Origin of the sequence: Brevibacillus brevis, assembly GCF_022026395.1 — a bacterium.
In the GTDB taxonomy this organism is placed as follows: domain Bacteria; phylum Bacillota; class Bacilli; order Brevibacillales; family Brevibacillaceae; genus Brevibacillus.
Genome location: NZ_CP041767.1, coordinates 826,831 through 851,426, shown reverse-complemented (window position 1 = coordinate 851,426; position 24,596 = coordinate 826,831). Strand labels below are relative to the sequence as shown.

The 24,596-nt window shown below is 46.6% G+C and carries 23 protein-coding genes; 8 read left to right on the top strand and 15 right to left on the bottom strand.

Features of this window, described 5'->3' with window-relative positions; all coding sequences use genetic code 11:
* Positions 1-61: 61 nt before the first annotated feature.
* The 3 genes from FO446_RS04355 to FO446_RS04345 all read right to left on the bottom strand — a co-directional run bounded on the left by FO446_RS04355 (position 62) and on the right by FO446_RS04345 (position 3,856).
* Positions 62-1,648, bottom strand: a complete 1,587-nt coding sequence (locus tag FO446_RS04355; protein WP_221866873.1) for a glutathione ABC transporter substrate-binding protein — start codon at positions 1,646-1,648, stop codon at positions 62-64.
* Between the two features lie 73 nt (positions 1,649-1,721).
* Positions 1,722-2,786, bottom strand: coding sequence for a Gfo/Idh/MocA family protein (locus FO446_RS04350; RefSeq protein ID WP_173610528.1), 1,065 nt, complete (start codon positions 2,784-2,786; stop codon positions 1,722-1,724).
* Positions 2,787-2,890: 104 nt separating this feature from the next.
* Positions 2,891-3,856 carry an ROK family protein gene (locus FO446_RS04345; protein ID WP_221866871.1) on the bottom strand — a complete coding sequence of 322 codons (966 nt, stop codon included), beginning with the start codon at positions 3,854-3,856 and terminating at the stop codon, positions 2,891-2,893.
* Positions 3,857-4,062: 206 nt separating this feature from the next.
* On the opposite strand from FO446_RS04345, the gene FO446_RS04340 reads away from it, so the two are divergent.
* From FO446_RS04340 to FO446_RS04305, 8 genes are all read left to right on the top strand, one after another.
* Positions 4,063-4,308: a spore gernimation protein GerQ gene (locus tag FO446_RS04340; RefSeq protein WP_173610530.1), complete on the top strand. Its 246-nt coding sequence runs from the start codon at positions 4,063-4,065 to the stop codon at positions 4,306-4,308.
* 13 nt (positions 4,309-4,321) lie between these two features.
* Positions 4,322-4,693 carry a spore coat protein gene (locus tag FO446_RS04335; RefSeq protein ID WP_173610531.1) on the top strand — a complete coding sequence of 124 codons (372 nt, stop codon included), beginning with the start codon at positions 4,322-4,324 and terminating at the stop codon, positions 4,691-4,693.
* A 15-nt stretch (positions 4,694-4,708) separates the two neighbouring features.
* Entirely contained in the window at positions 4,709-5,845 is a 1,137-nt protein-coding gene (locus tag FO446_RS04330; protein WP_173610532.1) for a zinc-dependent alcohol dehydrogenase, read from the top strand.
* A gap of 27 nt (positions 5,846-5,872) precedes the next feature.
* Positions 5,873-6,067, top strand: a complete 195-nt coding sequence (locus FO446_RS04325; protein ID WP_173610533.1) for a hypothetical protein — start codon at positions 5,873-5,875, stop codon at positions 6,065-6,067.
* Between the two features lie 11 nt (positions 6,068-6,078).
* Positions 6,079-6,372, top strand: coding sequence for a spore coat protein (locus tag FO446_RS04320; protein ID WP_173610534.1), 294 nt, complete (start codon positions 6,079-6,081; stop codon positions 6,370-6,372).
* A gap of 220 nt (positions 6,373-6,592) precedes the next feature.
* The gene (locus FO446_RS04315; protein ID WP_173610535.1) at positions 6,593-7,156 is read left to right on the top strand and encodes a hypothetical protein; all 564 of its coding nucleotides are present in this window, start codon (positions 6,593-6,595) and stop codon (positions 7,154-7,156) included.
* 323 nt (positions 7,157-7,479) lie between these two features.
* Complete coding sequence (locus FO446_RS04310; protein ID WP_229087954.1) at positions 7,480-8,250, top strand: matrixin family metalloprotease; 771 nt, start codon at positions 7,480-7,482, stop codon at positions 8,248-8,250.
* A gap of 166 nt (positions 8,251-8,416) precedes the next feature.
* Positions 8,417-8,941, top strand: a complete 525-nt coding sequence (locus FO446_RS04305; RefSeq protein WP_221866870.1) for a GNAT family N-acetyltransferase — start codon at positions 8,417-8,419, stop codon at positions 8,939-8,941.
* A 55-nt stretch (positions 8,942-8,996) separates the two neighbouring features.
* On the opposite strand, the gene FO446_RS04300 is transcribed toward FO446_RS04305, so the two are convergent.
* From FO446_RS04300 to FO446_RS04245, 12 genes are all read right to left on the bottom strand, one after another.
* Positions 8,997-10,217, bottom strand: coding sequence for a CynX/NimT family MFS transporter (locus FO446_RS04300; RefSeq protein WP_221866869.1), 1,221 nt, complete (start codon positions 10,215-10,217; stop codon positions 8,997-8,999).
* A 182-nt stretch (positions 10,218-10,399) separates the two neighbouring features.
* On the bottom strand, positions 10,400-10,969 hold the full coding sequence (locus FO446_RS04295; RefSeq protein ID WP_173610538.1) for a helix-turn-helix domain-containing protein: 570 nt from the start codon (positions 10,967-10,969) through the stop codon (positions 10,400-10,402).
* Between the two features lie 165 nt (positions 10,970-11,134).
* Positions 11,135-11,734, bottom strand: a complete 600-nt coding sequence (locus tag FO446_RS04290; RefSeq protein WP_173610539.1) for a response regulator transcription factor — start codon at positions 11,732-11,734, stop codon at positions 11,135-11,137.
* A complete protein-coding gene (locus FO446_RS04285) occupies positions 11,731-12,873 on the bottom strand; it encodes a sensor histidine kinase (RefSeq protein ID WP_173610540.1) in 1,143 nt (380 codons plus the stop codon). The genes FO446_RS04290 and FO446_RS04285 overlap by 4 nt, the downstream gene beginning before the upstream one ends.
* 63 nt (positions 12,874-12,936) lie before the next feature.
* Positions 12,937-13,995 (bottom strand): Delta(5) desaturase DesA, encoded by a 1,059-nt coding sequence (locus FO446_RS04280; protein WP_173610541.1) that lies wholly within the window; start codon positions 13,993-13,995, stop codon positions 12,937-12,939.
* 253 nt (positions 13,996-14,248) lie between these two features.
* On the bottom strand, positions 14,249-15,274 hold the full coding sequence (locus FO446_RS04275; RefSeq protein ID WP_237899993.1) for an ABC transporter substrate-binding protein: 1,026 nt from the start codon (positions 15,272-15,274) through the stop codon (positions 14,249-14,251).
* A 117-nt stretch (positions 15,275-15,391) separates the two neighbouring features.
* Entirely contained in the window at positions 15,392-16,972 is a 1,581-nt protein-coding gene (locus FO446_RS04270) for a helix-turn-helix domain-containing protein (RefSeq protein WP_237899992.1), read from the bottom strand.
* Positions 16,973-17,101: 129 nt separating this feature from the next.
* Positions 17,102-19,159 carry a Fe(3+)-hydroxamate ABC transporter permease FhuB gene (gene fhuB / locus FO446_RS04265; protein ID WP_269137339.1) on the bottom strand — a complete coding sequence of 686 codons (2,058 nt, stop codon included), beginning with the start codon at positions 19,157-19,159 and terminating at the stop codon, positions 17,102-17,104.
* 20 nt (positions 19,160-19,179) lie between these two features.
* Entirely contained in the window at positions 19,180-20,199 is a 1,020-nt protein-coding gene (locus FO446_RS04260; protein ID WP_237899990.1) for an ABC transporter substrate-binding protein, read from the bottom strand.
* A 474-nt stretch (positions 20,200-20,673) separates the two neighbouring features.
* Positions 20,674-22,551, bottom strand: coding sequence for an FtsX-like permease family protein (locus FO446_RS04255; RefSeq protein WP_237899989.1), 1,878 nt, complete (start codon positions 22,549-22,551; stop codon positions 20,674-20,676).
* 13 nt (positions 22,552-22,564) lie between these two features.
* A complete protein-coding gene (locus tag FO446_RS04250; protein ID WP_173610547.1) occupies positions 22,565-23,332 on the bottom strand; it encodes an ABC transporter ATP-binding protein in 768 nt (255 codons plus the stop codon).
* 177 nt (positions 23,333-23,509) lie between these two features.
* On the bottom strand, positions 23,510-24,517 hold the full coding sequence (locus tag FO446_RS04245; RefSeq protein WP_173610548.1) for an ABC transporter substrate-binding protein: 1,008 nt from the start codon (positions 24,515-24,517) through the stop codon (positions 23,510-23,512).
* Positions 24,518-24,596: the final 79 nt, after the last annotated feature.

Sequence of the window (24,596 nt, the reverse complement as noted above, 5' to 3'; positions counted from 1 at the left end):
GTTCCTCCTAGAAGAAAAGCAGCGCCCAGCGGCAGACAATGCCCGAACGCTGCTTCAAGTATTATTGGAACGCCGCTTCCCTTACATAGATGCCGCCACTTGGTGTGATATAAACACCGTTCACGTTCGCGCGTTTTCCGTACAAGATTTCATCGACTGCGAGGAAAATCCATGGTGCATCTTTAAACACATTTTCTTGCACGACGCCATACAATTGTTTTTGCTTGTCTTGGTCTGACGATTGTGTCGCTTCCTTGATGCTTTGGTCGACAAGGTCATTTTTGTAGAAAGCCGTGTTCGCTCCCGCAGGCGGGAAGTTCTCGCTGCTAAACAACGAACGCATCGCATTGTCTGGATCAGCAGAGGACCAGCTTACGTACCACATGTTCATCTTCGCTTCTTCTGGCGACTTGATGCCGTAGATTTCATCGGATAGCGTGGCTTCTTCCATCGATTTCACTTCAACGGTGATGCCGACCTTTTGCAACTGCTGCTGAATGAATTGCATGCCCTTCATCGTATCCGAGTTCGTATTGCCCCAGATATCGGTAGTGAAGCCGTTCTCGTAGCCTGCTTCTTTCAAAAGCTGCTTCGCTTTTTCGATGTTGTATTCATACGCGCCTTGCTTCGCATAGTGGGCAATCGTCGGGGACATCACGGATTCCAGTTGTGCGCCATACCCGGATTTCACGACTTTTATGAACGCGTTTTTATCGACTGCATGGTTGATAGCTTGGCGAACGCGTGGATCATCAAACGGCTTTTTCAGCATATTGATCGAAACATACCGGGTGATAGTGGAAGGTGTGCGCTCTACCTTTACTCCCTCTTCACCGTTCAGTGTCTCTACTTGCTGCTCTGGCAACGGATAGATGACATCGGCTTCACCCGTCTTCAGCATGGCTACGCGGGAACCGTTTTCAGGAACGGGTTTGTAGACGATTTTACCGACCTTGGCAGCTCCCTTGTTCCAGTGATCCGGATTAAGCTCTACCGTCAGATGGTCACCCTGTACCCATTCCACGAATTTATATGGACCTGTACCGACTGGATTTTTGGTAATGTCTTTGCCGTACTTCTCCAGAGCCGCCGGGCTGATGATTCCGGTCGTGAACTTGTTGATCATCGCGGAAAACGGCTGGTTCAGCGTCACTTTTACTGTGTGCTCGTCGACAATCTCTGTGGACTTGATGTATTTGTAGTTCCGATAAGCTCTCAGATTGTTGTCTTTGTTACTCATCCGGTCGAAGTTGATTTTGACTGCTTCGGCATTGAAAGGTGTGCCGTCATGGAACTTTACATTTTGCCGGAGCTTGAAGGTGTACTCTGTTGCATCTTCATTCACCGAATATTCAGTCGACAAACCCGGCATGAGCTTCAAATCCTTGTCGTAAATCAAAAGCCCTTCGAACATCGCGCTTTGGACACCTGATGACAGTGCATCCCCTGTATTTTGCGGGTCCATCGTGATGAAGTTTTCGTTTACGGCGATGACCATCTGATCCTTTTGCGGCGCTCCCGTCGTTGTCCCCCCATTGGAAGCTGCAGGAGTTCCACTACCATTGCCACCGCCACTGGAACATCCGAAAAGTAAAGCCACTGAAAAAAGTAAGACGGATGCGGTTCGCAAAAACGATGCTTTTTTCATTTTCTTTTCCCCCTTGTCTTCATGTACGCTATGGGTGTTATCTGGATGTCCATGGATAGGTCTAGCCTGCCGGTTATCGGGTAAATACGATTTCTCTTCCGGTCGCAGCTGATTCGTAAATACCGCACAGAATCTTCATCATCTCCACACCGTCCTGCACTGGGCTAAGCGTTTCCTTTTCACCCAATATACATGCGATAAAGTGATCAATCTCATTTTGGAAGCCTCGCTTGAAATCAAACGATAGTTTATCCATCTGCGGGCTGACATTCAGGATCGTGTCATGCTTTTCTGCAATGATGGACAACTCTGGCTCTACCTCTGCGCCTCCCTTGTCTCCGTACAGCTTGACGGCCAGCTCGTCTTTTTTTGCATGCAGTGTATAGCTCACATCCACGAAAAGAGACGCTCCGTTTTCAAAGCGAATGAGTGCATTGGCCATATCCTCGACAGTGTTTTGGGAAGGGTCGTAGTCAGCGGCTTTGTAAAAGGAAAGATTTTTGACGTTGGCGCGATTGCCCAGCTTGTTGTATGTATTGCCACTGACGGTCGTTACTTTTGGGCAGCCCATCAAATACCAGCACAGATCAATGACATGTACCCCGAGATCGATCAGCGGACCTCCACCAGATCTGTCCTTGTCAGCGAACCAGCCTCCCGGATTTCCCAAGCGACGCAGACAGGATGCCTTCGCGTAATAAATCTCGCCCAGCTCGCCCGCATCGATGAACTGCTTGAGCAATTGCGCATTCGTATCGTACCTTCTCACAAAGCCCACCTGGAGCAGCTTGCCACTTTCTTTTACGGCCTTTTCTATCAGGAGAGCGCTTTCAACTGTTGTACTTAATGGCTTTTCCAAAAGCACGTCTTTACCCGCCCTAAGGGCAGCAATGGCAATATCAGCGTGCGTGTTGTTCCACGTACAAATACTCACTGCGTCTACCTGCTCATCTGCAAAAACATCCTCAAGCTTGCTGTAATAGGTCTCGGCCCCGTACTTCTGAGCTTTTTCCCGAGCGCGCTCCTCGTTGAAGTCGACGACGGCACGAATTTCTGTACGCTCGTTTTGCTGGTACGATTGCAAGTGCATGTCTGAAATAGATCCTGCACCAATCACCGCAACTCTCACTTTTGCCATGATGCTGTCTTCCTCCTTGGTTCTCATTTATTAATTAATTTTTTCAGTGGAGTAATTAATAAAATGATACAAAATTGTTTTAATTTTTGCAATATGGATTTCAATTAAAAATTGGATTCAAAAACTCCCCCTGCCGCTCCCATCACCCCGGCCTCCACCCCGATTTGGCTTGTGACCACCCGCACTTCATTCGCCAATCCAGAGATGGATCTATCTCTCATACTCTTTTCGATTTCTGGAAGCATTAATCCAGATGCGTTCATAACCCCGCCTCCAAAGACAATGACCTCCGGATTAAACATATAGATTAGATTGGCTGCTCCTATGCCTAAATAAAACCCGGCTTGCTTTACGATTTGCGCGAAAAATGGATCTCCTGCCAGCGCAGCTTCACTGATCTCTTTTGCCGACAGCTCTCCCTTTTCAACAAGGATTCGATTGGTACCGGGCTCCTTCGTAGATGCCAATTTTTGACGGGCGGCGTTTTCGATAGCAGTACCAGAAGCGTAGTTTTCCAGGCATCCACGATTACCACAGCGGCATGGCGGTCCGTTCCAATCGATTGAGATATGGCCGAACTCACCCGCACTTCCATCTCTACCTGAAACCAAACGTCCGTCGCTAACGATTCCAGCCCCAACCCCTGTGCTGACTGTGACGTAAATCATATTTCGTGTACCGACACCTGCACCCCATAGCCACTCCGCAACCGCCGCAGCATTCGCATCATTGAACAGTCGAGCAGGCAATCCGAATCTTTGCCCAATCAACGTGCCAATCGGAACATTTCGCCAGCCCAGATTGCTCGCAAAAATGACCTCGCCACTATCGCTGTTAATCACACCAGCGGAAGCGATTCCAACCCCGCATACTTCTTCGGAATTGATGCCGCTTGTTGACAGGACATCGTGCGTGGCGGACAACACCCTTTCAATTACTGCCTTTTCTCCCTCTTCCGCGTACGTAGGCAGTTGCTTTCGTGCAATCAATCGACCAGTACGGTCCACCAGGCCAGCCAATATTTTTGTCCCACCCAGATCCAGCCCAATCGCATATTCCTCTTTTGCCATGCTCGTCTCTCCTTTGTTTACCGTAACGCATGATATTAATTTCTCCAATGGTTTTATAAATGTAACTTAGCTTTATTTGTAGCACACACACCTCCCAACGTCCAGACTATTCAAAAAAATCCACCTCGCCCGGAAACTTCTTTCGAATACCAGGAAGTACATAGGACAGAATAAAACTGTTAAAACGCCCAAAAGGAGGATGGTACATGAATAAACAGACGCTGGCTGCCCATGAATCACTGGATATTCATGAAGTACTTAACTTTAAAACACTCTGCCTCGCCAAATCCAAGCTGATGCAAGGCATCGTATTCGATCAGGATTTACGAGCATTGATGCAAAAAGATGTAGAGCAATCCTTGCAAGCAATCGCGGAGCTTCAGGCTATTTACAAGAACGCACCCTTTCAGGCACCGATCCCGCAAACTCGTCCGACCCCCATCATAAACTGAAGGTGAAAATCTGATGAACAACGATTATCAAGATCCCATAAATGCATTAAACATGCCGGAAAAGGCAGATATGACTTTTGCTATGGACTTCCTCATGCGAGCCAAAGAAGGCGTCCGAAACACAGCCATCGCTCTAACTGAAACCGTTACTCCGGAAGCGAGAGCCATATTGCGGAAACAGCTCCACCAAGGAATTGCTCTTCATCAAGAAATCGCGGAACTGATGCTCAGTAAAAAATGGTTCCATCCCTACGAGCTTCATGAACAATATCAACTAGACCACCTCTCAGCCTTGGAAACGATTCAAATCGGGCAAATGAATCTCTTCCCAGAAGATACTTCGCGAAAAGGCATGTTCGATCGGACACCAGATGAACACCAATGATGGAGGAACTTATCGATGAAAGCCGTTACCTACCAAGGCATTAAAAACGTAGTGGTAAAAGAGGTGCCCGATCCGAAGCTTGAAAAGCCCGATGATATGATCGTGAAATTGACAAGCACCGCCATTTGCGGGTCCGATCTCCATTTAATTCATGGCATGATCCCCAATTTGCAAGAGGATTATATTATCGGTCACGAACCAATGGGTATTGTTGAAGAGGTAGGCCCCGGTGTAACCAAGCTGAAAAAGGGCGACCGCGTCATCATTCCATTTACGATTGCTTGCGGCGAATGCTTTTATTGTAAAAACGATTTAGAAAGCCAATGTGACAATTCAAATGAGAATGGCGATATGGGTGGTTTTTTCGGATATTCCGGCACAACTGGCGGTTATCCTGGGGGGCAGGCGGAGTATTTGCGGGTGCCCTTTGCGAATTTTACCCATTTCAAGCTCCCCGAAAACTGTGAAGTAGAAGATGAAAAGCTATGCTTGATTGCCGATGCTATGCCCACTGCCTATTGGAGCGTAGATAACGCTGGTGTCAAGAACGGAGATACCGTGATTGTTCTGGGCTGCGGCCCCGTAGGCCTCCTCGCCCAAAAGTTTTGTTGGCTGAAAGGTGCAAAACGAGTGATCGCGGTTGATTATATCGATTACCGCCTGCAACATGCGAAGCGTACAAACAACGTAGAAATCGTTAACTTTGAGCAAAAGGAAAATATCGGTAACTACCTGAAAGAAATCACGAAGGGTGGCGCTGATGTTGTCATCGATGCTGTTGGTATGGATGGAAAAATGTCCGATCTGGAGTTTCTGGCAAGTGGTTTGAAGCTGCAAGGAGGCGCCATGGGGGCAATCGTCATCGCTTCCCAAGCAGTTCGCAAAGGCGGCACAATCCAAATTACCGGTGTTTACGGCGGGCGCTATAATGCCTTCCCTCTTGGAGACATCATGCAACGCAATGTCAACATACGTTCCGGACAAGCTCCTGTGATCCACTACATGCCTTATATGTACGAGCTCATTACCACCGGAAAAGTCGATCCAGGCGACATCATTACGCACGTCATTCCCTTGAGTGAAGCAAAGCGTGGCTACGAAGTATTTGATACCAAAACAGACAATTGCATAAAAGTCGTTTTGAAGCCTTGATGAAATGAGAAGGAGGGTGCTGCTGCGATGAGTTACGGATTGCATGAACAGCTTGAACTACACGAAATTGCTACTTTTAAAACCATTTGCATGACCAAGTCCAAGACAATGCAAGGCCTGGTTTCCGATGAGACGTTGGGACAGCTGTTGGCTGACGATGTTCTCGTATCCACCAGACAGCTCCAGGAACTGAGCTCTCTACTGACAAAAGCAAATTCATAGGGGGACAACAAATGACTGGCATTCTTCAAAGCTTAGCTGGTATGGGTGGCCTCACGGATCAAGTAATCGCCATGGACTTTCTCATCTCCACAAAGAGCGGTGTGCGGAACTATGCGATGGCACTGACGGAAACAGGCACCCCAGAAATTAAGGAAATACTAACCAAGCAATTGGAAGAAGCAATCGATTTGCATGAAAAGATCAGCCTGTACATGATTGAGCGTGGCTGGTATCATCCATGGAATATTACCGAGCAGATTCAGTTGGATCAGCAAAATATCCAGACCGCGTTAAATCTTTCGTGAAGTGAAAGCACCTTTTTTGGGTGCTTTTTAATTTGTCTACCATTCGACAATATCTCCTAAAGTAAAAAGAAAATATATCCTATAAAATGGTATATATAGCTTTTGTTGGAGGGAAGCAATGATATCCATCTACTATTTTTGATGGAGTACCGCAACTTCTGGCATCCACTCGATGAGCGTTTCAGAGCTACATTACCTCTGTCATGAAAGGTTGATGTTCATGTTTAAAAAAGCCTTGATCATCCTGACATTAAGCTCAGTTGTCGCCGTACCAAGCTTAGCTGTAACAGCCCACGGGGCCGCTCTACCTTCACAGGAGAAGGCACCAGCCTCCTCAAAAACAATAATCAAAAATGCCGCATTTGGTCAAGAAGTCTGGGTAATGCTCGGCTCGCCTATTCCAACCGGATGGGTCGTCATCAGATCTTCCGGCAATATGAACCTGATTAAAGATATGAACAACGCTCCGACTGGTTACGAAGTTTGGGTAATGCTCGGTTCCCCTATGCCAACTGGATGGGTCGTGATTAGAAGTACCGGAACCATGAACCTGCTTAAAAACCTGAACAGCGCCTCTTCTAATCAGGAAGTTTGGGTAATGCTCGGCTCCCCTATGCCTGACGGATGGGTTGTAATCAGAAGTACTGGAACCATGAACCTGCTTAAAAATCTGAACAACGCATCCTCTGGTCAGGAGGTATGGGTGATGCTAGGCTCGCCTATTCCTGACGGATGGATTGTTGTCAGGTCATCGGGAACAATGAACCTGATCAAGCGCCTATAGACTAATCAGAATAATAGGATAAACCGCTTCCCCAATAGCTAGACTCATGGCATGCATCCTGTCCACAAGCTGACGTCGAAACTCAATCGACATCAGCTTTTTTACTTTTCTTGTTAGTTTAAATATGGTATAAATTGTTAATTTTTTCGTAACTGCCTTGAAAATACTGGATGCTTATTTTACCATTGGGAAAACAATTTCAAATTACTAAAAAGAGATGGACTAGTAGGAATGGAATTGTTTTTGTAATCAAAAAAATGAGAAGGAGGTCCACAGAGAACTGTACTGGGAACAATGAAAACTCTTATTTGGAAAGGAGCCTCATGATGTTAGAACGAATATTGGGTAAACTTTTATTGCTCACCATTACTCTTGTCACTCTTGTAAATGGATATTTTGTTACGCCGACAAACGCACAGGATCAATCCGAATATCGTGTGGATTTTAGCGGTGTATCCGCACCGATCCCTGTCAATATCCGTACCGGACCGACTACTTCTGCTGCTATCATCGACAGTCTTCAACCAAATACCCGAGTACAATTTTCTGGTTGGACCCGAGGTACCTCGCTAACCGACTATTGGACAGGCTCCCCTGATAATAGATGGTTCTTCTACGAGAAAAACGGCATGAAATACTATGTTGCTTCTGCTTTTATTAACGGAAACCCACCTGCCACCGATCAAAACAAGGTCTTGGTTTCGTATCAGGTAACCATTACGACGAATATCCCTGCTCTTAGACAGGCCTATGAAAATGCCATACAAAACTGGAACAACACAGGCATTGTTTCCTTAACACCAACACAAAACGCCCCCATTACATTAGGTGAAGGCTATGCAAGGGGGTATGATGGATTTGGCTGGTGGCAATCGAATGGCTCCAGAGTTACCGGTGGCACAGTCATTCAATGGAACAGAGTAAGCAACAGAAACGCCGCTTATTTAGAAGCCTTGGCTACTCATGAGATTGGTCATGTACTACGACTAAATCATAGGTCGGATCACTCCATCATGAATAACTCTTGGTTAACGAGAATCACTACTCCTACCCAAAACGACATCAATGAGCTTCGAAACATCTATAGTCGATAACGCTATTGCCCACAAAATAGACTATGCAAGGCACTCTTTTGACTGTCGAAAAAGTCGACGGCTTTTTTTGATGAACAGCCCGCCTCTTGGTAATCCCCCCTTTCCTTCTCATGCAGCAGCGTATACGATTATAAATATTCCTTACCATTCCCAAAGGAGAATCCCCATGAATAATCAAATTCTCAGTGCACGCCTGACTCTCACTAAAGTGGCATTACCCGATTGGGAGCTGATCCGCTCCATCTATTCCAACCCGACACTGATGGAGCATATCGGAGCAACCATGAGTGACGAAGATATCCGCCGTAACTTTGAGAAAGAACTCGCTCCGTGGAGTCTCGAATCGAACCACTGGCTGACCTGGATCATACGTGAAACCGACTCCGGTAGCGACGTTGGCTTGATTAGTATCTGCACCCGTAACCGAGAAACCCTCACTGCGGAAGTCGGCTTCATCATACTGGACGGATTCAAAGGCAAAGGCTATGCAACGGAATCAATCAGACGCGTATTTGATTTTGCAGTAGATACATTTGGCTTCAAAAAATTTACGGCTGTTTGTTCCGAAGAGCATGCCGCTTCACGCCGTGTTTTGGAGAAGGCTGGAATGAAGCTGGATAAAATCGTGCCCGAAAGCACTGAAATCGCTGGCAAGATGGTGAATGACTGTTTTTATACGTTGGAAAAGTAAAAGATCTTACGCCTTTCACAACGCAATAAGCCACCATACCTGTGAAATGGTTTGCTTATGTCGCTTTTGAACCAATAGAGCGATTTCTGGCTGCGCCTAGCCCAAATATAAAGAGCAAGATTGACGCACCGACCAAAAGTAGCAGGGGAACCGTCCAGCTATCCGTTACATCATGCAGATATCCGAAAAGGGTCGGGCCTATTGCGGCAAGTAGGTAACCAACTGATTGAGCCATACCGGATAGCTCTGCAGCCTGTTGAGCATTCTCTGTACGTAAACCAAAAAACATCATCGATAAACTAAATGCAAAACCTCCGCCAATTCCGAGCATGATGATCCACCAAACAATGAAATTCGCGCTTCCATAAAGTAATCCAAGCGTTCCCATGAAAAGTAAAATTGCCGTAACCGTAACTAATGAACGTTGACTGGACATACGCCCCGCGATAATCGGAACGATAAAAGTAAAGGGAAGCAAGGCTAACTGCATAATGGATAGGAACCAACCAGATTGATCTGAACTTGTTCCTTGCTGTTTTAAGATTTCAGGTAGCCATGTAATCAGTACATAGAAAAACGTAGATTGAAGTCCCATAAACAAGGTTACTTGCCACGCTAGTGCGGAACGCCATAAATTCACACCACTATCCGCCGATTGATTTTGAACGGTGGCTGTTTCCCTAGTGCGGCGTTTCATTTGAGGTAACCAAAATAATACGGATACCACACTAAGAATGCCCCATATTCCCAGTGCCCCTTGCCATCCAACTCCTAATCCAACTGCAATGGGAACACTAATGCCAGATGCGATTGCCCCTAATATATTCATAGAAATGGAATATACACCAGTCATTAAACCAATTTGTCCAGGAAACTCCCGCTTTATAAGGCTAGGCAACAACACATTAGAAACGGAAATTGCCAACCCAAGAACAGCAGTACCGATATATAAGGTAGCGATTCCTGGGAGAGAACGCAAAATAATCCCAAAAGTAAGAAGGAGGATGGAAATTAGAATCATTACTTCTACGCCAAACCTTCGTCCTAATTTAGGAACAATGGGAGAAAAAAGTGCAAAAGCTAATAGGGGCAACGTGGTAATCATACCTGCCAGCGTATTCGAAATATGAACATCGTCCCGAATAAGACCAACTAGAGGCCCCACCGAGGTTAAAGGGGCCCGTAAATTAGCTGCAATAAATATGATCCCTACAATAACCACCCAAACTGCTGATCTAGTAACATTTGAAGTTGATTTAATCTTTTGCGTGCTCATTATTTTCCCTCTTTGTCTATTAGATTGAATACAGGAGTTCATTCGAAACCAAAGAAAAATATATTATAATATACTTTTCAACCAATATCGTATATTATAATACAATAAAAACCCTCTAGCAACCATTCGGTCGATAAAGGGTCATAGTCGTGGTAGTCTATGAACATACAGGGGATCGATTTTTAGACCCCGTATTTCAATATAATATGGAGCACAACAAGCTCGTCAGACTGGTTTATATAGGAATGTGTGCCATCTGCACTAAAACTAATCGAATCATATTGGTTCAAGGTGTACGACTCATTATTTACATGGATGGAAAGGGTTCCTGACATTACTGTCACAATTTCCGTTGTATTGTGGTGATGCTTCTCTGGATGGTATGAGCTATTCGGTTGTAAATAAGCTCTACACGTTTCAATTTCATTGCTTACGTTTTGAAAGATTGGCTCAATGACCCACTCTTTATTATCCCCGGCAATTCTGAGTCCCTTCCCGGCTCTGGACAGATTCACACTGTTTTCGGTTGAGAATAACGCCAAGAGTGGAATAGATAAGCATTTCGAAATTTTCCACAGCACCCCGATTGTTGGGTTGGTTTCTCCACGCTCAATATTTCCAAGTGTCAGCTTGCTCACACCGGATAATTCTGATAAATCTTCCAGGCTCAAATGCTTCTCTTTACGGATTTTTTTTAATACCCCTCCAACCTGAAGAACAACTTGTTTAGGGTCATCGGTTTCTGGATTCATTTTAAGCCTCCCTTTACTATAGATGGAATCTATAAAAAATATGCTAGTAGCATGCCTATACGATAGTGGATGAAATCATATTAAATATACCAGATCATCAATCATAACCCCATAAAAAAGAAACCCTTCCTGCCAAAACAGAAAGGGCCTCCTTCAACTGGTCTGCTACTTAAACCAGCCTTTTTCCTTTGAATGCATAATCGCCTCGATCCGATTGCTCACACCGAGCTTGTCGAGAATGACGGAGATGTAATTCCGCACAGTCCCTGTCGTAATGTACAGCTGACTGGCAATCTCCTTGGTGTTCTTCCCGTCAGCAACCAAAAGCAGGACTTCCTTTTCCCGCTCCGTCAGCGGATTCTCCTGCCCATACGCCTCATCGATCAGCTCAGGCGCATAGATCCGCCGCCCAGCCATAATGCTGCGAATCGAGCTGGCCAGCTCTTCGCTCGGACTGTCCTTGAGCAAGTAGCCGTTTGCGCCTGCCTTTAGTGCTCGTTCGAAATAACCTGGGCGAGCAAAGGTTGTAAGAATCATCACCTTGCACCCGCTACCTTTCAATTCCTCGGCAGCGTCCAATCCGCTTTTGACTGGCATTTCGATATCCATAATGCAAATGTCGGGCTGATGCTGATGCACGAGCTTGACCGCATCTTCACCATTACTTGCTTTTCCGACGACCTTCATATCCTCTTCCAAATCGAGCAGGGAAGCAAGGGCTCCCAAGAGCATCCGCTGGTCCTCTGCAATGACAATGCGAATCATCTTCCCGCCTCCTGTTCCGGTTGTTTGAAGATGTTGGGTACCCGAATCACTAGCTGTGTTCCAGACACGGAGGACTGGATTTCCATGCTTCCGTTGACAAATTCCAGCCGTTCCTTCATTCCACGCAAACCGTTGCCTCGGTAAACCAATTCCTCCGCCATTCCGATGCCATTATCCGTTACGCTTACGACGAGATCGGTACGAGCGGGTTCAATGACAATGGAACAGGCAGTGGCGTTGCTATGCTTCACAATATTGTTGACCGCTTCTTTCAGGCACATGCACAACACGTTTTCTGTCATCAGCGAAGTGTTGGTCAGATTCGTGTTACCTTCCAACACGAATTCAATATCCGCTGCCTTGAAAATTTGCTTGATCCGAAACATCTCATCCTCTAGCCGCGTCCCACGCATTTGCGTGACCATTTCCCGTACTTCCTTCAAAGCGATTCGCGCTGTTTGCCTGATCTCCTCCAGCTCTGTTCTCGCCAGAGCAGGATTTTTGTTGATCAGCTTGTTCGCCAAATCGCTTTTTAACCCAATTAGGGAGAGCTTCTGCCCCAACGTATCGTGCAGGTCGCGGGCAATGCGTTGGCGTTCCTCGAGCTTGACCAGCTCTGAAATCCGCTTGTTCGCATGCTCCAGCTCTCCTTGCAGCTTCTCTCGCTTATTCCAGTTGTACGTAGTCACGGGCAAGAGAATGACAGCAACCATGCTAACCAAAACAAACGGAAGCTGGCTAATCAATTGCGCGTTTTTGGTGAAAAAGCCGATGTTGACCGATATGGCGGTGCTAATCAAATGAACCGTGTACAGCGTAACAAAGCCGATCTTGTTCTCGATATTCCCGATAAAAAACGCCAGAAAGAGCGAGAAATACACATAGCCGAACATCAAGGTCATCGCGATGGATATGATGATCTGCACACCCGTCCAAAAGTAAATCAGCCAGCCCTTTGACAGAAAGGAGAATACATAGCAAATAAAAAACAGAATGATCATGATGATTCCGATCACCGCTTCGTACGTCGATGATGACCGGAAGATGAAATAGAATGGCAGGATGTAGAAGACAACCCACACATAAGGGCTCAAGCCCGTATTTTTTTGAAGAATGTGATACCACTTCTGCTTTTGCATGCTTGCCCACCTTTTCTTCGGCACTCTCTCAAGTGTATCGGAAATCAAGGGTTTATGGCAGGCTTATTTTCCTTCCAAACTCGGTTTGGAGCCTTGGAGTGCATCCATGATCACTTCAGATCGAGCAGCAGCCAATCGCTTGATGCCTTTGAAGCTCACAAAGCGCTTGTTGCTCTCATCCCACAAATGAAAACGCAGGCACTGCACGCTTGCCGCCAGTGTAATCGTTGTCGCCTTCTGAAGCGGCGGTGTCTCGTTATGTGCTTTTTCCAGGTTGTAATTCGGTACACGTGGGCTTAAGTGATGGACGTGGTGAAAGCCAATATTGCCTGTGATCCATTGCAAAACCTTCGGCAACTTGTAGTAAGAGCTTCCTTCTACTGCTGCTTTCACGTAGCTCCACTCTTCTTCGTTCTCAAAGTACGAATCCTCATACGTATGCTGCACATAAAACAGCCAAATCCCAAACAATCCCGAGACAAAAAAGATCGGACCTTGAATCAGCAGGAATGCTTGCCAGCCAACCGCCCAGATTAAGAGCCCATAAAGACCGACCAGCAATACATTCGTCAAATACGTATTCAACCGCTCTTTGCGGCGAGCTCGCTTTACATTAAAACGATATTGGAGCAAAAAGACAAAAATAGGACCCAAACCAAACATAACGATTGGATTACGATACAGCCGATAAGCCATTTTACGCCAGGTAGGAGCTTCGAGATATTCATTAACAGTCAGCATCCACAGATCGCCTACACCTCGTTTGTCGAGGTTGCTGCTCGTTGCATGGTGAATATTGTGACTATTTTTCCACTGTTCATACGGAATGAGGGTAAGCACACCAGTAATCGTCCCCACGATGTCATTTGCCCGACGATTTTTGAAAAAGGATTGGTGGCAGCAATCATGGCAAATGATGAAGGTACGGATGACGAAGCCACCTGCGACAATGACGATAGGCAGCGTCAGCCAATAGGACACAGATAAGCTGAGATAAGCTCCGTACCAGAGAAGAATCAGCGGAACTAGCGTATTGATTAGCTGTCGGATACTCTTTTTCATGTCTGATTTTTCAAAGGGGGCAACATTCTTTTTCAACTCGGCAATATTGGCTTGATGCATCAATTGTTTCCTCCTCGACCGAAGCGCATAGAGACGTGGAGTGCGCCGGACACTATATTCTATCTATATTGTAGAAAATAGCGTCTGGCCGCTGTAGTCATAAACGTCAAGTCGGAGACATGACAAATGTCATGGTTGAACAAGCGACTTGAAAATTTAAGGTACATAAACTAAGCAGTCATCCCATATTATGCCAAGAAAAGACCCCATCCATACTTCGGATGAGGTCTCTCGCTTTGACGCCGTATTGTTCTTACTTCACATCGAGCCGCTTCACGATATCTTCAAGCAGCAAATTCGCTGCCTTGATGCCGCCTGCTTTGTTCCACACCGTTTCGTCTACCTGGAAAACTTGATTGGTCTTCGCCACATTCAGAGATTTGAAGACTGGGCTTTCCATCCATTTTTTTGCGTTGTTCGCAATGTCTTGAGATTCTTTTGTTGGCTCCGTTACCCAGTAGAACAGGATGTCCCCGTCCATAGCGAACATGCCTTCTTCACTGATCATTTCTGCAAAGTTATTAACGTCCTGGGAAGCTGGACGTGCGAGTCCCAGCTGATCGAGCAGCACACCGCTAAATGTATCTTTTTGATAAATTTGTACACCTTTTTTGGAGAATTTCGCTACGGATACTTTGGTAGAAGCTTTAGGACCCAGCTTTGCTTTCACAGCAGCTACGCGGTCGTCGAATTCTTTCAGGACTTGCTCGCCTTCCGCCTTTTTGTTCAGTGCTTCAGCATAGAGTGTGAAGTTGCTTTTCCATCTACCGGACAGCTCTTCGGAGAATACGGTTGGAGCGATTTTGGACAGTTGATCGTAAATCTTTTCATGACGTACTTTGTTTCCGATGATCAAATCAGGGCTCAGGCTTACAATCGCTTCGAGATTTGGCTGGTCTTCGAAGCCCAACACTTCTACGCCTGTCATCTGATCTTTGATGTGAGGATACCAAGGATCTTCATCCCAGGACTGTACAGCAGCGATTGGCTTAACGCCAAGTGCTAGCAAAGCTTCCGTACCTTCATTCGTTAAAATAACTACGCGTTCTGGTGTTCCCTTAATCGGAGTGGTACCCATTGCGTGTTTCACTTCACGTACTTCAATGGAATCGGTTGGTGCTGGTGCCGGAGTAGCCTCAGTCGTCGTGCCCGATGCAGTTGGCGTCTGTTGAGCTTGATTGGCATTGCCTCCGCAACCGGCAAGGACAACCAGCAAGCACAGCGCGAAGAAGCTGGTCATGAGGTGGCGCATGGTACGTAAACTGGTCTGACTTTTCATATCGAGAATGCCCCCACTTCTGCTTATCAACTTAGTGATAACAATTATCAATTGATAGTATATAGAGACTCCTCTTCCTTTTCTATGGACGTGATTGTCCAATTGCCATGGACCAGATTATCTCTGTGCGACCTGGAGAAAATACGCTGTGCTCCTTTGAATCGTATGCTCTCTGCCAAACGGTCCCCATGGGTCCCATTCGTGATTGGCGGGATGGTACACTTTGTTTTCCCGCACCGCACGCATCTCTCTCCACTGCGGGTTGTTCCACAGCGCTGCCACATGCTCCCGTTCACTCCAGAACACGATGATTCTCTCCGGGTTCAATTCGATCAGATCGTTGAGCGCATTTGGTTTATAGGCTGCGTGATTCACATTCTGATCAGGTGCAAACCCAAGCTTGTGATAAAACAAGTCAGCGAGGGCGTGCCCCTCTACACCATACAGGCGCACCTCATCTGCAAGGACGCGAATCATCGTCCATTCACCCGTGCGTGTAACCGGTAACAGTGCATCCCTTGCTTGTTTTTCCACTATGTCGATGTGCTTGATGATTTTCTCTGCCAGACTCTCTTTCTTGAAAAGCGTCGCCAATCTCTTTTGGTAGTCAATCCAGTTCGGATAGCCGTCAAAGAAGACCGTTCCTTTTATTTTCTCCCAGTCTCCTGCCTCCCGATTGTGAAAAAAATTCATTTTGACAATCACATCAGGCGACAAAGTCAAAATCTCTTTCGGATCAATCAACCGCTCTGCATTCAGTGCTTTTGTCCCGCGCAGCTTTTGCTGCAAATAAGAAGGAAAGCCCGTCCTCGTTTCAAAGTAGTTCGGGAAGGAGGGGGCTGCAATCGGCTGAATTCCCATCGCGAGAAAATGATCCTGCAAGAACAGCTTGCTGACCACGACTACCCGCTGGTCACCTTGCTTCATATAAATTTGCGGCGACAATCCTTCGCGTTTTTTGAAGAGTCTACTAAAATACAGCTCATCGGCATAACCCACGTTACGAGCTACATCCTTCACACTTCCTCCCGAATGGGCAAGCAGCTCCTTGGCATGCTCCATCCGCAGCCCAGTCAAATACTCCCCAGGTGTCATTCCCGTCGCACGTTTGAAAGCACGGCAATAAGAGCTGGGGGTCAACCCCGCCAGTTTTGGCAAGCTTCCCAATTCCAATGACTCACGGTAGTGTTTTTGCATGTAAGCGATGGTCTCCTCAATCGCTCCAATGCCTTTTTCCTCATTCTTTTTCTGTTCATCATGAACAATACCAAGCAGCTCGTATAGCAGCGCTTGGCTCCGCAAAAAAGAAGAGTAGTCCCGCTTCCGTGTCAATTGCGAGAGTTCCTCCAATACCGTCAGAAATGAAGCGGGAGTAGAGACAGCCAAAACCTCGACTTCTTTCCTCTCGGGAGCGCTCTCGTGCTGATCGTGTCTCGTTTCCGCGTAATGCAGCCTGTATATGTGCAACGGTCCTGATTGGCACCGCAATTCTTCTATCTTTGTCGTCGGGCTAAACAACAAGAGCTTTCCGGCGTCGAGCACCTGCTTTTGACCATCAACCGTCATCTCCGCACTTCCTGCTGCCACATAGCAAAGCACATGGGTGTTTACCTCAATCTGACGCAGGTGAAAATTTTTCAATCGCTGTTTGCGAAAGGCGGTCATCAAAAAGCCAGGATAATCTTGATTAATCGTCAACAGACTCACATCCTTCTATCACCGGAAAATAGCAAGAAAAAGTAGACAAGCTGATTGCAAGAATCAGCCTGTTCTACTTTTATCATGTTGGAGATCTCTGTATTTGGCAAGTACTTGCCTTGCCTACGTCTATTGTGAGGAACGATTTGAACGAAACATCAGCAAGAACAGATAGGGCGCACCTAGCAACGCCACCACTACTCCCGCCGGAATATCTTTCGGGATCATGACGGTTCTTCCCAACAAATCAGAAGCAGCCAGCAATACAGCTCCAAGCATGGCTGAGACGACAACTGCACGGCGATGATGCGGTCCAACCAGCATACGGGCAGCATGCGGAGCGAGAAGACCGATAAATCCTACGGCTCCGACACTGGCAACTGCCGCTGAAGCGAGCAATACTGCAATAACTGCCACAGACAACCTCGTCATCCGCACCTTTAACCCCAATCCAGTCGAGCTCTCGTCGTTAAATGACAAAAGGTCCACCCGACGTCCCAGCCACCATGCGATCGGTGCTAAAACGAGGATCGCAGGCAAAAGACGGCCTACTTCCATCCATCCCCGCCCATATGTACTTCCTGCCAACCAAGTGAGTGCGGGCGCTGCCAGGATCATGGAATGTACGATCAAGATATTGATCAAGGCGGCACCTGCGGCAGAAACCGCAATACCTACAAGCGTCAAGATGATTGGATTGAGTCCCCTTCTCCAAGAGACCGCGTACACAATCGCAGCAGAGATGATCCCGCCTGCCACGGCCCCTAGCGGCATCCAAGCCGAGAGTTGAGGAAACACGAGGAGCACGATAATCGCCCCTACACCCGCACCGCTCGTGACACCGACAATCTGCGGATCAGCTAGTGGATTACGTACTGCACTCTGCATGAGACTTCCGCTGATCGCGAGTGCCACACCTGCCAGCATCGCTGTCAACAGTCGCGGCATCCGAAGCTCAAACACCAATTGACTGTACATCTCGTTTCCTTGTCCCATGAAAATGGCGATGATCTCTGTCCACGGCAGGTACATGTTTCCGCTAGACAAGCTGATCATCCAAACGACCACGAGCAACACAGCAAGAATGCACACAATCAACGGATACGAAACTTTGCGTTGTGCTCCACCGACACTCATCGAGCCTCCAGTACCAGCACTCATGCTGCGCGAAACACGCAAAGCCAGCCAGATCAACCATGGGCCACCGATAGCAGCCGTGATGGCTCCTGCCGGAAGTTCACCATAATGATTGATAAACATACGTGCAATCGTATCGGAAGCCACAAGCAGCGCTGCCCCCCAGATGGCACATAGCGGCAGCAGCCATCTATGCCGGGTGATGCCTGACAATCGCACCAGATGCGGAGCGACGAGTCCGATAAAACCGATTGGCCCGACCACACTGACACTGACGCACGTAACCAGGATCGCAATAAACATGGTGAAAAGCCGTGTTTTTGCTACCTTTTGCCCCAAGGATTTCGCCGTTTCTTCATTAAGGCTAAGTACATCAAGCTGCCTGGCCATGAAAAAGCTGACCAAAATCCCCGCTACAATCCAAGGCCAACTGAATTCTACACCCGACCAGTCATTTTGCTTCAAGGAGCCTGAGCCCCAGAGGAAAATGCCATTTGTCGTTTCTTCGTTAAATAAGATGATGGCACTCGTCAAGGAGGAGTACACCAAGGTGACAATCATCCCGGACAAAGCCACACGCACAGGCGTACCTTTTTGCCCGCCAGACATGAAATATACGGTAACAGCTGCAAGTATTCCGCCCGCCATCGCAAATGGAAGCGGATGGTCATGCAAGAATGATGGCCAGAAAACCATCCCGAACACCACGAAGAAATAAGCACCTGCATTTACGCCCAGTGTCGTTTCAGAAGCGAGCGGGTTTCGTGTCACTGTCTGCATTAAAGCTCCGGCAATCGCCAAGGCTGCACCAGACAAAAGCCCCATGACCGTTCTCGGAAGTCTCACACCTTGAATCATATGGTGATCGGAAATGTCTTGTGGAGCAACAATGGCCTGAACAACAGAACGCAGAGAAATGTCTGCCATTCCCTGTGTCAAACTGACAAATGTAAGCACCAACAGAGCGACCAGTCCACTCCCTACCATCAAGAACAATCTCCAGCCCTCTCTTTGTGAAGTGGCTGGAGTGATGTCAGATCGTGTAAACATTTTACTTTTGGCTAAACTCATTATTTTGCCAACAGATCAACAGCTTTATTCGCGAGAATCTTTGCAGACATGGTACCACCATACGGCCACAGATCTCCGCCCAGAGCATAGACGCGATTTTCTTTCACAAAAGTAAGGCCGTTCCAAACCGGGTTGTTCTTCAATTGATTCTCAATCACGTTGTCATCATTTTGAATGATATGGAGGAAATTCGCATCCTGCAACGCTGGAAGTGCCTCCACATCTGCCAATGTCATTCCTGTTTGCTCAAATTTCTTGGGCTTATACTTATTAGTCAGACCGATATGAATCAAGATGCTTGCTGCTGTAGAGTTGTCCGTAGACAAACGGAATTCTACCGCATTTTGACTGCTGTACCCCATCGCAAGGACGAAAGGAACTTTATCTGCACCTGCTTTGGTCAGCTTTTCTTTTGCTTCCGCATAAGTCTTGTCGAGGTCTTTCAAAGCGGCTTCGGCTTCAGCATTTTTACCCGTAATATCCGCAATTTGCTTGAAAATCTCGATCATTCGATCATACTGTGATCCCTGACCTTCAGCAGGATTCGTATCAAAAGCAATCGTTGGAGCAATTTTACTTATTTCGTCGTAATTGGCTTCCACATTTCTTTTAACACCGATAATCAAATCTGGCTTCAACATCATGATCGATTCCAGGTTTGGGGAAGTACGACTCCCTACATCCACTACTTCTGGAGCAATCTCCACCGGGAGTTTGACCCATTTTTTCATATTGGGAATATCTGCAATCCCTACAGGCTGAATACCAAGAGCCAACAGATGCTCTGCTGAGCTCCATTCCAATGCAACGATACGCTTTGGAGTGCCTTTGATAGTCGACTCTCCCATCATGTGCTTCACTGTGCGCACTTGCTCTTCAGCCGGCTTCGCCGCGTCAGGCTGAGCTGTAGCAGCTTGGTTGGAACCAGATTGTGCAGATGACCCTGCATTGCCGCAAGCAGCGAGTAGCAGCATCGCAGACAAAAATACAAGCATCACTGGTAATTTCATAAGACGCATGAATAATTTCCCCCTTACTTTTCTAGGTGTTACATCAAATGATAAAGGATGTTGCATAATGGACATGATTTCCAATCAACCACTGATTATGATAATGATTATCATTATCTTTGTCAACAGCGGGATGTGTTCATTATTTTTGTCTTTCCAACTGTTTTGATTTGAAGAACGCTTCTTGAAGCGGCTCTCCGTTTTTAACAATAGCTCCGTAGAAGAAGCGTATTTCCAGTCCAAGCGCCTCTGGAGCCCGACAAAGCGGAGGGCTGAATGGAGGGAGTGCTTTTAGCTTCAACTCTGCGAATACCTCATCGAAACTGCTACTTTTGAAGCGGCTCCCGCCATTCAGCCCGGAGCGGACAGTCCAACCCACAGCGGGGCGTAGGCCGAAGCGTAGACTGGAAAGACGCTTCTTCCCCACAACAGCTCCGTTATAAAAGACAAAAAAATCCCCCTCAAATGAGGAGGATTGATTCTTTACGCTTCTTTCGGCAACACAATTCCACGATAAAGCTGAACCGTGATGTAATAGTAAATCGCATAGATCACAACGAAAATCAGCGTCGGAATCCAAATGTTCAGATACGGGTCCAAAAGGATGAACGAGAACATCTCCATACCGATCAATACGTGCATCAGACCGATGATCGCCGGGAAAATGAATACCATGAACAGCTCTTTATAGATCGAACCTACGAGCAACGATCGACGTACGCCGATTTTTCTCAGCATACTGTAACGATCTTTGTCACGGGAAGCACCGGACAAGATTTTGAACATCAGGCAGCTCGCCATCATCGCCAGGAAAGCAATTCCGAGGAAGAAGCCCATGAACATCGTTCCGCTTGTGAAAATATACATCCCCGCATACGTGCTGTATTTGGAAGAAGTGTATACGTCTTTCGCTTCCACATTTGCGATAGACCCAATCAACTGCTTTTGACGTTCATCCATTTCTTTTAATTCGTGCGTGTATTTCAAATAGTCGTCAACCTGGGCAAGGAGAACCTTATGTTCACTTCCAGCGGTTTTCTCATACGTCGCCTGATCCACAACCAAAACAGATTTGCCCTCAATCATCTGGTAGTTGATAAAATTGGTGAATATCGCTTTGTCCCAATCCTCAGGAACAGCATCGTACTTACCTTTGTCATCTTTTGACGAACTAACGATATACGTCTCTTTTGGAAGCGGATCTGTCACAAGTTTTGGCTTGTTGTCAGCAGAGTAATTTTGAATGCTGTTCGTGGAAATCAGTAGCGGATTTGCCAGCAAGTCTTCCTTCAAGTAGTAATACGCCTTGTCGTCGACTTTGTATCGATACGTATTTTGCGTTAGGACGTTCATTTTTTTCAGTGCTTCATAATCCGCTTCTACCGGATCATGCAGATTCATGTCATACACATGGAATACCGAGGTAAACAAATTGACGTTTTGCTGGAAGGCCAAGCCCCCTGCCATCGCACCGACACCAAGCCCGATCAGCATGGCTACTGTACCAAGGATTTTGGTCAGGTTGTTCACCCGAAAACGCAGCTGAGCAAAAGTGAATGCGTTCAACTTGCTATCATTCAGCTTTTTATTTTTCTTCAAAGCCTGTACAAGCACTGGCAACAGCGAGATGAATATCAAGTACGTCCCGACTGTGCATGAAATAGCGCCTACGATAAAGCCGAGAGCTTGCAGGTACATAATCAAGTGCAAGCATGTATAGCCCAGAGCCAACAGGATCACGCCAAGGATGGCTACCAAAACGGCTCCGATTCCTTTTGATTTGATTTGGTCATTTTGTTGCTCGGCACGGATGAGAGCGAGCTCAGTAGCACGAGCCAAACGAGTCGCATTGATCGTGGATGTGATGATAAACAGGATGAGGAAGAATCCCCATGTCATCCAAACGGCTGGCAGATAAAAAGGATAGTACCCATCCGTAGAAATCTCCAGCAGGTTCATGAGCAAGACGCCGATGCCGCTTGCAAGTGCAACACCAACCAGACTACCGATCACCAGGGAAATGATCCCCATCGTCAATGTTTCCAGGAACAAAATCTGGCTGATTTTCCCCTTCTTCGCCCCCAAGACCATGTACATTCCAAGCTCTTTGCGCCGCAGTGAGAGTAGGAATGAGTTGGCATAGAAGATATAAAAAATCGTGATAAACGCCAGCAGGAATGCCCCTACATTGAAAACGATCTGAATCGAAGAGATCATCGCGTTGTTCTTCGTGTAATCAGAATTGAGGGCAAGCGTCTGGAACATGTAAAAAATCGAAATGGAGATGACCAGACCCACGAGCAGAACCAGATAGTCCTTCATCATCTTCCGCATACTGGACAAGGATAGCTTGAAAAGCATGAAACGTTACCTCCTAGCGTACATCATGTGATGCACCTAGCTCGGCCAGTACATCCAGAATTTGTTTAAAAAATTGCTGACGATCCCCCGTACGTTGAATCTCGGTGTACAATTTGCCGTCCTGAATGAACAAGATCCGTTTGCAATAGCTCGCGGAAAAGGCGTCATGCGTAACCATCATGATGGATACCTGGTGGTTCTCGTTCAAATCTGTCATCGTTTCCAGCAAGCTTTTTGCATTCTTCGAGTCGAGAGCGCCCGTCGGTTCGTCCGCCAGCAAAATCGCAGGATCATGCACAAGTGCGCGTGCTGCTGCGGCACGTTGTTTTTGTCCCCCGGAAATTTGAACCGGATATTTTTGCAAAATCTCTTCGATCCCGAGTGTTTGTGCTACGTTACTTACTTTGGTGCTGATCTCTTTGGAAGGGACTCCTTGCAGAGACAGTGGCAATGCAATGTTCTCATACACGGACAAATTCTCTAGCAGGTTGAAATCTTGAAAAATGAAACCGAGCTTTTGTGAGCGAAAATCTGCAAGCTGATTACGCTTCATCTGTGTAATGTTCGTTCCCGCAATTTCAATAAAGCCTTCTGTTGGACGATCCAGTGTAGAAATCACGTTGAGCAGAGTTGTTTTACCCGAACCGGATGGCCCCATGATTCCTACGAATTCACCTTTGGCTATGGTCATCGATACGCCTTTTAAGGCATGCGATTGGCTTTCACCTTTTGTCCCATATATTTTTTGAACGTCTTTCACTTCTAGTACAGCAGTACTCATTCTACGTTCCTCCATTCTATCTATTGGCTAGCGCTCGTTGTTTCTGTCGCTATCAACTGTAACCAAATTCCAGAATAGGAGCTATTGATGTTCCTTACAGTTTTCTTTACATTTTGTAAGGTTTATTACGTGAGACGAAAAAAAGTCATCCGGCGAGGGATGACCTTTTCTTGTGATCTATTTTTTGCTCTTGTTCTCTTCATGCCTTTTGATCAGCATATCTACGAACATATCGATATGTGCTGTGATCGCAATTGGGTCATAGCGATAGAATGTATCGTAGTCGTTGTAGAAAATCTGATTTTTTTTCGCCGCAGGGGTGGCATTCCAGACAGCGGACTCCTGTAAGGTTTTCAAGGCTTCGCTATTTTTTTCCGGATTGTAGAAAGTAACGAACATGTAATCCGCAGCGTATTCTGGCAAGGTTTCCATGGACAGCTGTACGGTTTGCTCTTTGGATTTGTTTGCGTGCGGCATTTTCAGCTTCAATGCATTGTACACGGTTTGACCACCGCGACCTGCGTGATCGCCGAAAATCCACAAATCTCCTTTGTTCGTCAGCTCGTAGAGACCAACCGTCGCGTTCTCATCCACGATGCCTTTCAGCTTTTCGCGACCCCAGGCAGCCTTCTTGTCAAAGTCTGCAATGAACTTGTCTGCCTTTTCTTTATCGCCAACCACTTCTCCGAACAATTTGACCGTATCGTAAATGTTTGTCGCCGTACCATACGGGAGATAAACGGTTGGAGCGATTTTGGACAAGGCTTCATAATTGTCATCATACATGACGACGATAAGGTCAGGAGCGAGCTCTAACGTTTTCTCCACATTGATCCGCGGGCTACCTACGTCCTGCGCATTTTTTAATTGTTCCACGGTAAACGGGCTTTTGAAAGCTTCCGTCTCTGCACCGATTACATTTCCACCTACTGCAATCAGCTCGCCTGCGTAGTAGTCCGTCACAATACGTTGTGGCTTGTCAGGAATTTGAATGGTCCCTTTTGGTGTTTCGATACTGCGCATTTTGTTTACCGTAGGGGCTTCTGTTGACTTGTCAGCTGGCTTGGAAGCAGAATCCGTGGCGGGTGCTTGCGTTGCCGTATTTGCTCCACCGCATGCCGTCAAAAAAAGCGAGAACACAAAAATGACAGCAAGGACAGCTTTGACTGTTTTGTTCGTAAGCATGATGGGCCTCCCTTATGTACGTTTGTAAAATAGATATATTATCGATATTGATTATCATTATCGACAAAACTATAACAAA

What these genes read in the sequence shown, in the direction of transcription:
- FO446_RS04355 (WP_221866873.1), bottom strand. Translation starts at nt 1,648, where the DNA reads ATGAAAAAAGCATCGTTTTTGCGAACCGCATCCGTCTTACTTTTTTCA.
- FO446_RS04350 (WP_173610528.1), bottom strand. Translation starts at nt 2,786, where the DNA reads ATGGCAAAAGTGAGAGTTGCGGTGATTGGTGCAGGATCTATTTCAGAC.
- FO446_RS04345 (WP_221866871.1), bottom strand. Translation starts at nt 3,856, where the DNA reads ATGGCAAAAGAGGAATATGCGATTGGGCTGGATCTGGGTGGGACAAAA.
- FO446_RS04340 (WP_173610530.1), top strand. Translation starts at nt 4,063, where the DNA reads ATGAATAAACAGACGCTGGCTGCCCATGAATCACTGGATATTCATGAA.
- FO446_RS04335 (WP_173610531.1), top strand. Translation starts at nt 4,322, where the DNA reads ATGAACAACGATTATCAAGATCCCATAAATGCATTAAACATGCCGGAA.
- FO446_RS04330 (WP_173610532.1), top strand. Translation starts at nt 4,709, where the DNA reads ATGAAAGCCGTTACCTACCAAGGCATTAAAAACGTAGTGGTAAAAGAG.
- FO446_RS04325 (WP_173610533.1), top strand. Translation starts at nt 5,873, where the DNA reads ATGAGTTACGGATTGCATGAACAGCTTGAACTACACGAAATTGCTACT.
- FO446_RS04320 (WP_173610534.1), top strand. Translation starts at nt 6,079, where the DNA reads ATGACTGGCATTCTTCAAAGCTTAGCTGGTATGGGTGGCCTCACGGAT.
- FO446_RS04315 (WP_173610535.1), top strand. Translation starts at nt 6,593, where the DNA reads ATGTTTAAAAAAGCCTTGATCATCCTGACATTAAGCTCAGTTGTCGCC.
- FO446_RS04310 (WP_229087954.1), top strand. Translation starts at nt 7,480, where the DNA reads ATGATGTTAGAACGAATATTGGGTAAACTTTTATTGCTCACCATTACT.
- FO446_RS04305 (WP_221866870.1), top strand. Translation starts at nt 8,417, where the DNA reads ATGAATAATCAAATTCTCAGTGCACGCCTGACTCTCACTAAAGTGGCA.
- FO446_RS04300 (WP_221866869.1), bottom strand. Translation starts at nt 10,217, where the DNA reads ATGAGCACGCAAAAGATTAAATCAACTTCAAATGTTACTAGATCAGCA.
- FO446_RS04295 (WP_173610538.1), bottom strand. Translation starts at nt 10,969, where the DNA reads ATGAATCCAGAAACCGATGACCCTAAACAAGTTGTTCTTCAGGTTGGA.
- FO446_RS04290 (WP_173610539.1), bottom strand. Translation starts at nt 11,734, where the DNA reads ATGATTCGCATTGTCATTGCAGAGGACCAGCGGATGCTCTTGGGAGCC.
- FO446_RS04285 (WP_173610540.1), bottom strand. Translation starts at nt 12,873, where the DNA reads ATGCAAAAGCAGAAGTGGTATCACATTCTTCAAAAAAATACGGGCTTG.
- FO446_RS04280 (WP_173610541.1), bottom strand. Translation starts at nt 13,995, where the DNA reads ATGCATCAAGCCAATATTGCCGAGTTGAAAAAGAATGTTGCCCCCTTT.
- FO446_RS04275 (WP_237899993.1), bottom strand. Translation starts at nt 15,274, where the DNA reads ATGAAAAGTCAGACCAGTTTACGTACCATGCGCCACCTCATGACCAGC.
- fhuB (WP_269137339.1), bottom strand. Translation starts at nt 19,159, where the DNA reads ATGTTTACACGATCTGACATCACTCCAGCCACTTCACAAAGAGAGGGC.
- FO446_RS04260 (WP_237899990.1), bottom strand. Translation starts at nt 20,199, where the DNA reads ATGCGTCTTATGAAATTACCAGTGATGCTTGTATTTTTGTCTGCGATG.
- FO446_RS04255 (WP_237899989.1), bottom strand. Translation starts at nt 22,551, where the DNA reads ATGCTTTTCAAGCTATCCTTGTCCAGTATGCGGAAGATGATGAAGGAC.
- FO446_RS04250 (WP_173610547.1), bottom strand. Translation starts at nt 23,332, where the DNA reads ATGAGTACTGCTGTACTAGAAGTGAAAGACGTTCAAAAAATATATGGG.
- FO446_RS04245 (WP_173610548.1), bottom strand. Translation starts at nt 24,517, where the DNA reads ATGCTTACGAACAAAACAGTCAAAGCTGTCCTTGCTGTCATTTTTGTG.